Source organism: Pseudovibrio sp. WM33 (genome assembly GCF_001623165.1).
Lineage (GTDB): Bacteria > Pseudomonadota > Alphaproteobacteria > Rhizobiales > Stappiaceae > Pseudovibrio.
Genome location: NZ_LMCK01000046.1, coordinates 1 through 7,474, shown reverse-complemented (window position 1 = coordinate 7,474; position 7,474 = coordinate 1). Strand labels below are relative to the sequence as shown.

Sequence of the window (7,474 nt, the reverse complement as noted above, 5' to 3'; positions counted from 1 at the left end):
TAAAAGACGCTCACCTGTCCAAATAAACGGAACCACCTCTGTCTTGTGGTGTTTAAAGTGCGAGCATACAGGGGAAAGCCTAGAGGTAGCCCTCTCTAGGCGCATAGGCGTTGACAGGTGTTGGAGGAACATCAAAAGAGGAACAGAAAGTTCAAATAATAAATGTTTGCTGAGATTACATTAGCAATCAAAAGCTCGTTTCCATTCGGTAATCTGTACTTAAGTCGCTTATTGAAAGGCTCTATCCTCGTGCCTTGTGATGGGCTTGAGAGCTTTGTATGAAAAGAGCAATGGTTTTGAAGAATGCAACGCCGATGCAAAATCTACCGGCGTTGTTGTTTTGCGGTTGATCTAGCCTACAACAAACTCAGTTGTCTTGAACTGGCTAATCGCGTCTTCATCAAGCTCAATTCCCAATCCGGGTCCTTGAGGAATATGAACGAAAGGAGGTTCAAACTTCAATGGTGTTTTAAGGAGATCGTGAGAGCGTATATGGCGTCCGAATATGTCACTTGGCCAAATGCAGTTTTGAGTAGCTGCGGCCTGATGCACATACATGGCTTCTAGAATTCCCAAATCCACTTCAGAACCATGCCAGAAGTAGAAGTTTGCGCAATGAGCAACCTGCGCTAGTCGATGGAAGGCTGAGAGACCACCATTAAAGTTAAATCCATCAACTGCTTGATGAGTCAAGGCATTAATAATGTCGTGCTGACGTTGTCCCTGCCAGATGTAAGGCAATGAGATATGTCTGATAATGCGGATGTCTGTAAACTCGCGAAGGGCTTTGTAGTCCTGAAGCATCCAAATCGGCATTGGATCTTCTAAAATCATAACGTTCCCAACCTTCTCAAGGCCACGCACTATTTTCTTTGTTTCTCCCAGGTTTTCGAATCTCTGATTGGGATCAAAAATCACCTTCATCTTGGGAGCATGTACCGCAATTTTTTCACACATGCCAACGACATCATCTTCGAGATCTGCTTTGAACTTGATCGTTTCAAATCCTAGGTCCTGATATTGCCTTACCCATGGGCCAACTTCATCCAAAGTTCTGTGGCTGGACCAAGCAGTAACTTTGACCTTTTCTTGAAGCGCTCCTCCAAGCAGTTTGTGGAGGGGGAGGCCTTGTAGCTTTGCAGCAACATCCCAAATCGCGCATTCAAATCCGTCATATTCTCGTGAGAGCAATATAGGTAGTTGCTGGAGACTGAGGTCTTCGATGGCAACGCCTAAAAGGCTATCTGCGATATCCTTTACCAGCTTGGTATTGTGATCTCTCATAAATTCGCCACAGCCAACCGTGCCGTCAGATAGTGTCATGCGTACAATGAGCTTTGGTAGCTCATCAAACTGAGTTGACCATGTTCCTTTTGCTCCCACGGGAAGCATATGCAATGGCTTGTTCAGTGTGGCAGAGTTGATAACGCCTGGATTTGCACGAACGATGACTTCAGTGAATTCAAATTTCTCGATTGTATGCTTTGTCATTGGGGCTACCGATAGTGACAGGAGAAAATGGTCGGAGATAAACCTCCGACCATGAAATCTTTTTGATGTCTACTTCAGATAAACAGAGGCATTTGCTTTATTGATTGCAGCTTTAAATTCTGTCAGTAGAGTTTTTCCGCTGTCTGTCAGAGTTTCATCAAAATACTTGTCCATCTCGCTCACTGCAACTTCGCGCATTCTGGCGAGCTCATCCTTGGATGGGGTGTTTACGACCATTTTTTCCTTGAGATCAATGGTGTCTTCGGCTTCAGAAATACGACCCAATCCACGCGTTGCAACAACAGCTTCCATGCTGGAAGCACGCAGGATGTCCTGTTGTTCTGCTGACAGACCTTCAAAGAACTGTTTATTAACAAGGAAGAACAACGGGTTATAGAGATGCTTAATCAGGCTTGTCGCTGTCTGCACTTCGTAGAGCTTTGTGCGGTATACGGTTGGGACTGGATTCATTTGTCCATCAATTACACCTGTCTGAAGACCAGTGTAAACTTCGCTCCAAGCCAGCGGATAGGCTTCTGCGCCCAAAGCTTGAATAAGACGCTGATGTGCCGGCACCGTCATCGTCCGAATGCGCATGCCTTTGAAGTCTTCCAGCGTTTTAACTGGCTTCTTTGAATTGGTTAGTGCAAAGAAGCCGCCTGGATCGGCAATGCCCAAAACCACAACATCCCCAAGCTTTGCCTCAATAGCTTTGGCCAGCTTTGTACCAAACTCACCTCCATATACTTTGTAGACGGAAGCCATATTGTCGAAAGCGAACGGTAAGTTCAAAATATCTAGGTCAGGGTACACAGGTGTCAATGAACCAAGAGATGCGATCGTGCCCTGAATGATTCCGTCTCGAACCTGTTGTAGTCGCTCTTCACTGCTGCCTAATTGGTTGTTTGGATAAATTTCTACATCAATATCACCATTGGTGGCAGCTTCAACAGATGCACCTAATACAGCGGAATAGGCGTGTGTCACATTTCCTTTTGCTTCCGGAGGTGCATCATGGCCGATACGCATCAGTTCAGCGTGCGCAGCTCCTCCCAAAAGAGCGGTCATGCAAACGGTAGCAAGCAACGTTTTTAAAGATCTCATGGTATTAACTCCCAATTATGTCCAGAGATTTTAGAAGCCGAGCAGTCTCGGAATGAAGAGGGCTACATCCGGCAAGAATGCAAAACCCAGTAGTATGGCTACTTCCAAAAGAAGGAAGGGCCAGAGATCTTTCATGATCCCACCAATCCTCTCGCCGGTTACAGACGAAAGTACAAAGAGGCACGCGCCAATTGGTGGGGTCATAAGAGAAATATTCAGAGCAAGGACGACGATAATACCGGCATGAATGGGATCTAGACCAATTTGAGCCATTATTGGCAAAAGGACAGGACCCATGATGATAAGCACGGCGGCAATATCCATGACCATGCCGAAGGCAAGCAGGATGCCAATCAACATCAACAAAATGAGGTCTTTATTGTCGCTGAGGACAAGCAAACCTTTGGAGAGATTCTGTGGAATGCGCTCAAACCCAAGCCACCAGCCAAGCGCTGATGCAATCGCTACGATAAGAAATACAACGCCGTTGATGCGAGCAGTTCTCGCCAAAATCTCGGGTAGGTCTGAAAGCTTTAGATTTTTGTAAACGAACATGCCGATGAAAAGAGCGTAGCCAACAGCGATAGCGGCAGCTTCTGTGGGCGTAACAATACCGCCCAAAATGCCTCCAAGAATGATACCGGGCATTAGGAGAGCCAGAAACGCTTTTTTGAAAGCAGCCCAAACAATGCGCCGACTAAGGAGGATATCTTCGCGAGGAAGATTTTTGGCTCTGGCTGTGAGAGTTATCATTGCCATGCACAGCAGCGTAATAACAGCACCAGGAAGGATCCCTGAGGCAAACAAGCCCGCAATAGAAACCCCCATAATGGAACCGTAAAGCACCATTAAACTAGAGGGTGGGACAGTTGGCCCTACGATAGAGCCAGCTGCTGTAATTGCACAGGCATAGGACCGAGTATAACCGTTGCGTACCATAGCAGGAACAAGAGTTCTGCCAAATGCAGCCGCATCTGCTGTAGCGGATCCCGAGACACCAGCAAACAACAATGAGGCGAGCATATTTGTATGCGCCAAACCTCCACGCCAATGGCCGACAAGCGCCTTGGCAAACAGGAGAATTCGATCTGTAATACCGGTTTTATTCATGATTTCGCCGGCCAAAATGAAGAATGGCATGGCCAAAAAAGCAAAACTGTTTAAGGCCGAGAAAATTTTACTTGGGATCATGACGAGGAAGTTATTATCAACGATCCCACCACCAAGAGCGATATAACCGGCAAAAGTAGCAACCCCAATTGCGACCCCAATTGGCAACCCAATCAGCAAGCTAACAACAAATAATAGTGCAACGATCACTGGTCTGCCTCCTGATTTGCTCCGTTGGAAACATCCACTTCCAATATTTGAACGGGAAGTTTGCCGAAATCACGGATAAACACGAGAGAAAGCTGAACTGCGGTGAGGAAGAAGGACACACCGACCGCAGCATGAGGAACAGTCAGAGGCATTCCAAAAATTGAGGTACGTGTACCGAGGGCCTTAAAAGCGAAACTGATAGATAGAAGAGCAATACTAAAAAAGACGGCGATGCTCACAAGATCAATGAATGCAGCAAGCAGCAAGCGCTGCTTTTCTGGTACTTTTTCGTAGATAAATGAGATGAAGACATGTTGTCTTCGGTACATAGCCGTCGCAATCGCTAATAGCATGGTCCACACCATTAGGTAGCGCGCCGCTTCTTCCACCCAGATGACCTGCCATTTGAAGATGTAACGATCCAGGACTGCGAACCATACGTCGAAGAGTAAAACGGCGAACATCGCAATTATAATCTTGTTCAGTACAGTGTCGATAATCCGAGAGGCTTGCCCACAAAAGCTGCGCATATAAATCTCCCACCAATGAAACGCGCATAACGTCTCTGTTGGACCAATCACGAGCCAGATTCGCATCATAATTGGACCTTATTGGGTCTATATTGGACTGAAATATCTATAAGTCAATGAAAATGAATTGCGTATTACGTCGCCTTTACTCCACAAATTTGCGGTGATATATCGAATATTGGATCGAATTGGTTCTATTTTGGTTGATTATTCAATCCATTGCGATCAAAATGGTGCAGCTAAAGAGAGTCGGGTATATTAGGACCTCATAAAGTTTTGTTTATTTGGGGAAATACGAGAGTTATGAAACAGGACGCACACTCGATAGATCTTCATACTCACTTGCTGAATGCGTTGAGAAATGGCGACCTTAATCCAGGGCAACGCCTGCCGACCGAGCGTGCATTTGCAGATCAGTTTGCTGTTAGTCGAGGAGCGGTACAACGTGTGCTGCAGAACCTTGAAGAGAAAGGTTTGATCTTTCGAAAGATTGGTAGCGGTACATTTGTTTCTGATCACCTTGATAGCGCTGTCGAAACGTTTGATCATGGTGTGGATATTACTAAGGGTAACTTGGCAGAACACGTTGAAGCCAGAGCTGCATTTGAACCCTGGGTCATTGCCACTGCAGCACGTTATGCCACCTCAGAACATAAGCAGGAGCTGCGTAACCGTTTAAAGCGTGTTTCTAGTCCTGAAGATTGGCTCGACTACAAAGAAGGTGTTTATCAGTTCTTTCGTCTTCTTTATGAGGTCACTGAAAACGGCTTTCTCCTACATATTTTCGATTTAATCATCAAGGCACGTGAGGACGTTCGCTTTGGCGGTGAGCGGCCCAAGACTCGCGTAAGTTTGGTCATCAGAAATAATATGGTTCGTTCTTTAGAGACCATTGCTGAGCCTGTAGAACAAAATGACCCGGAGAAAGCTGAGGCTGCAAGCCGTGAGTTTCTCGACAAAATGATACTGAGCGTAAACACATAAGTGGAGGTAAATTCACATGGAAATCGGAAAGCATCTTCCCTCAAAGGCAAGCCAACATGTAACAGCTGGCCCATACTCACCGGTCTTAATCGTCAAGGCAGACAAAATTGCTCTGATTTCAGGTCAGGCGCCTCTTGATGATGAAGGCAACGTGATTGGTGAAACGATTGAAGAACAAACACGCGTCACACTCGACAATTGCCTGAAGCAACTTCAAACAGTCGACTGTGATCTGGGCGATGTCTTCAAAGTCAATGTATTCTTGACTGACTTGGAAGAGTGGGAGCGATTTAACGTCGTTTACCAAGAGTATATGCCAGAGCCGCGACCTGTGAGGACCGCTGTTCAAGCAGGATTACTCTCTACATTCAAAGTCGAAATTGAGATGTGGGCGGTGCATAACTAGACCTTTGTGGTTTGTATGCTGAATTGATTTATTTGGGAGAATGCCGTGATTTGGGAAGATCTGACCACTGAAAATCTGGGCAAGATTGACCGTGAAACGCCGGTTGTTTTGAATGTTGCAGCAATTGAACAACATGGTCCTCATTTGCCGTTATCAGTAGATGCAGATATTGGTGAATTCTTTTTAGGTGAACTCAATAAATGTCTGGGCGATACAGTACTAACTCTGCCGTCTGTCAAAGTTGGCTGTTCTGAGCATCATATGGATTTTGCTGGATCCCTTACTGTTACTCACGAATCTTTCATGAATTATGTACTCGGTATTCTTGAATCGGTTCTTCATCACGGTTTCAAAAACATCCTTATTCTCAACTCACACGGCGGTAATAATGCAATTGGAAAAGTAATTGCAGAAAAACTGGGAGCACGATGCGGGAAGAATGCCCGTATTTTGTTTACAGCTTGGTGGCGCGCTGCCTCCGAACAATTGGCTGCAATTTCGGACACAGGGAAGCTTGGAACAGGTCATGCATGCGAATTTGAAACCTCTGTAATGCTCTTGGCTCAGCCACAAAAAGTAAAGCTAGATCGCATGCCGCATGGGTTGCAGTTTGTCGAGGCTGGAGAGCGTTATGACGCAGGCTTGGCAGGCGGGAATTCGGTAGACTATATAAGGTCGATGAAACGGATCTCAGGTGGGAGTGGCATTGTGGGAAATCCAACAACAGCGAGTGTAGAAAAAGGACAGTTAATCACTGATGTTGTCATAGATAACCTTTCAGAAATTGTGAAAGATATGAAGAATTTACTGTGAATTGCGAACGATGCTACCCGAGTATATGTGTTTTCGACGATTACTCAGTCTTCTTTTTTAATAGAAATTTATGTCTCTGATTTCAGCGACACTTCGTCCTACGCGTCAACAGCTGTATTCGTTTTGACCTGTGCGGTACATCGTTTGGTGTTGTGTAATATCGGCGAAGTTAGTGTATGCTGGGTCGTTATTTTAATGAATTGGCAGCTAACCTAATGAAAAAAATGATAGTTATATTTTCTTCATTAGAGCCCCATAACCTGAAGGTCGTAGGATTCAAATCCTACCTCCGCAACCAAATATTAAACCCGTTAAGCCAAAAGCTTAGCGGGTTTTTTGTTGCCTAGAGTTTGAAAACATAACAACACGGATAATTGCAGCCTAGCTGCCATTTCTAGAAGAAGCTGTTGGGATGGCCATATGGGGCTTAGAAGCGCTCAATCCAGTGCCTTGTCTTTGAACTCTTGTTCGAATTTTCCTATATATTTCAAAGGCTGACCTATTTTGGCTCAAGTTGGGCCAAAAACGGCCTGCTGTTTATTATGTTTATCAGTTACTTAGCTTGAGTATAAGTAGGTCAATAAGTTTTGAGCCATTTTTTGCATGAGTTTACGTTGCGGATTTTATTTACAACTCCGCAATGTTGTTGAATTTAGACGTATTTTGAAAATATTTCCTTTGTAATTTCAATGAATAAGGGTGAATTGCAAGTTTTTGCGACTATTCCCCTCACTTTGGCATACAAGTTGCTGTTGTATTGGTACGCAGCTGCAGACTGGTGTCTGAGGCTGTGGCCCATTCTCATCAAATGGGGTTCATTTATTTG

General features: G+C 45.0%; 7 protein-coding genes. 3 read left to right on the top strand and 4 right to left on the bottom strand.

Annotation, left to right across the window (positions count from 1 at the left end):
• Positions 1-351: 351 nt before the first annotated feature.
• The 4 genes from PsWM33_RS08905 to PsWM33_RS08890 form a co-directional block, all read right to left on the bottom strand.
• Positions 352-1,491, bottom strand: a complete 1,140-nt coding sequence (locus PsWM33_RS08905; RefSeq protein WP_063299972.1) for a mandelate racemase/muconate lactonizing enzyme family protein — start codon at positions 1,489-1,491, stop codon at positions 352-354.
• 69 nt (positions 1,492-1,560) lie between these two features.
• Positions 1,561-2,595, bottom strand: coding sequence for a DctP family TRAP transporter solute-binding subunit (locus PsWM33_RS08900; protein WP_063299971.1), 1,035 nt, complete (start codon positions 2,593-2,595; stop codon positions 1,561-1,563).
• Positions 2,596-2,625: 30 nt separating this feature from the next.
• Positions 2,626-3,915 carry a TRAP transporter large permease gene (locus tag PsWM33_RS08895; RefSeq protein ID WP_063297592.1) on the bottom strand — a complete coding sequence of 430 codons (1,290 nt, stop codon included), beginning with the start codon at positions 3,913-3,915 and terminating at the stop codon, positions 2,626-2,628.
• On the bottom strand, positions 3,912-4,445 hold the full coding sequence (locus tag PsWM33_RS08890) for a TRAP transporter small permease (protein ID WP_063297593.1): 534 nt from the start codon (positions 4,443-4,445) through the stop codon (positions 3,912-3,914). The genes PsWM33_RS08895 and PsWM33_RS08890 overlap by 4 nt, the downstream gene beginning before the upstream one ends.
• Before the next feature lie 303 nt (positions 4,446-4,748).
• Between PsWM33_RS08890 and PsWM33_RS08885 the strand changes: the two genes are divergently transcribed.
• Genes PsWM33_RS08885 through PsWM33_RS08875 form a run of 3 tightly spaced genes read left to right on the top strand, consistent with a single transcriptional unit; the run spans position 4,749 to position 6,648 of the window.
• Positions 4,749-5,429, top strand: coding sequence for a FadR/GntR family transcriptional regulator (locus PsWM33_RS08885; protein WP_063297594.1), 681 nt, complete (start codon positions 4,749-4,751; stop codon positions 5,427-5,429).
• 16 nt (positions 5,430-5,445) lie between these two features.
• Positions 5,446-5,835, top strand: coding sequence for a RidA family protein (locus PsWM33_RS08880; RefSeq protein WP_063299970.1), 390 nt, complete (start codon positions 5,446-5,448; stop codon positions 5,833-5,835).
• Between the two features lie 45 nt (positions 5,836-5,880).
• Entirely contained in the window at positions 5,881-6,648 is a 768-nt protein-coding gene (locus PsWM33_RS08875) for a creatininase family protein (RefSeq protein WP_063299969.1), read from the top strand.
• Positions 6,649-7,474 lie beyond the last annotated feature (826 nt).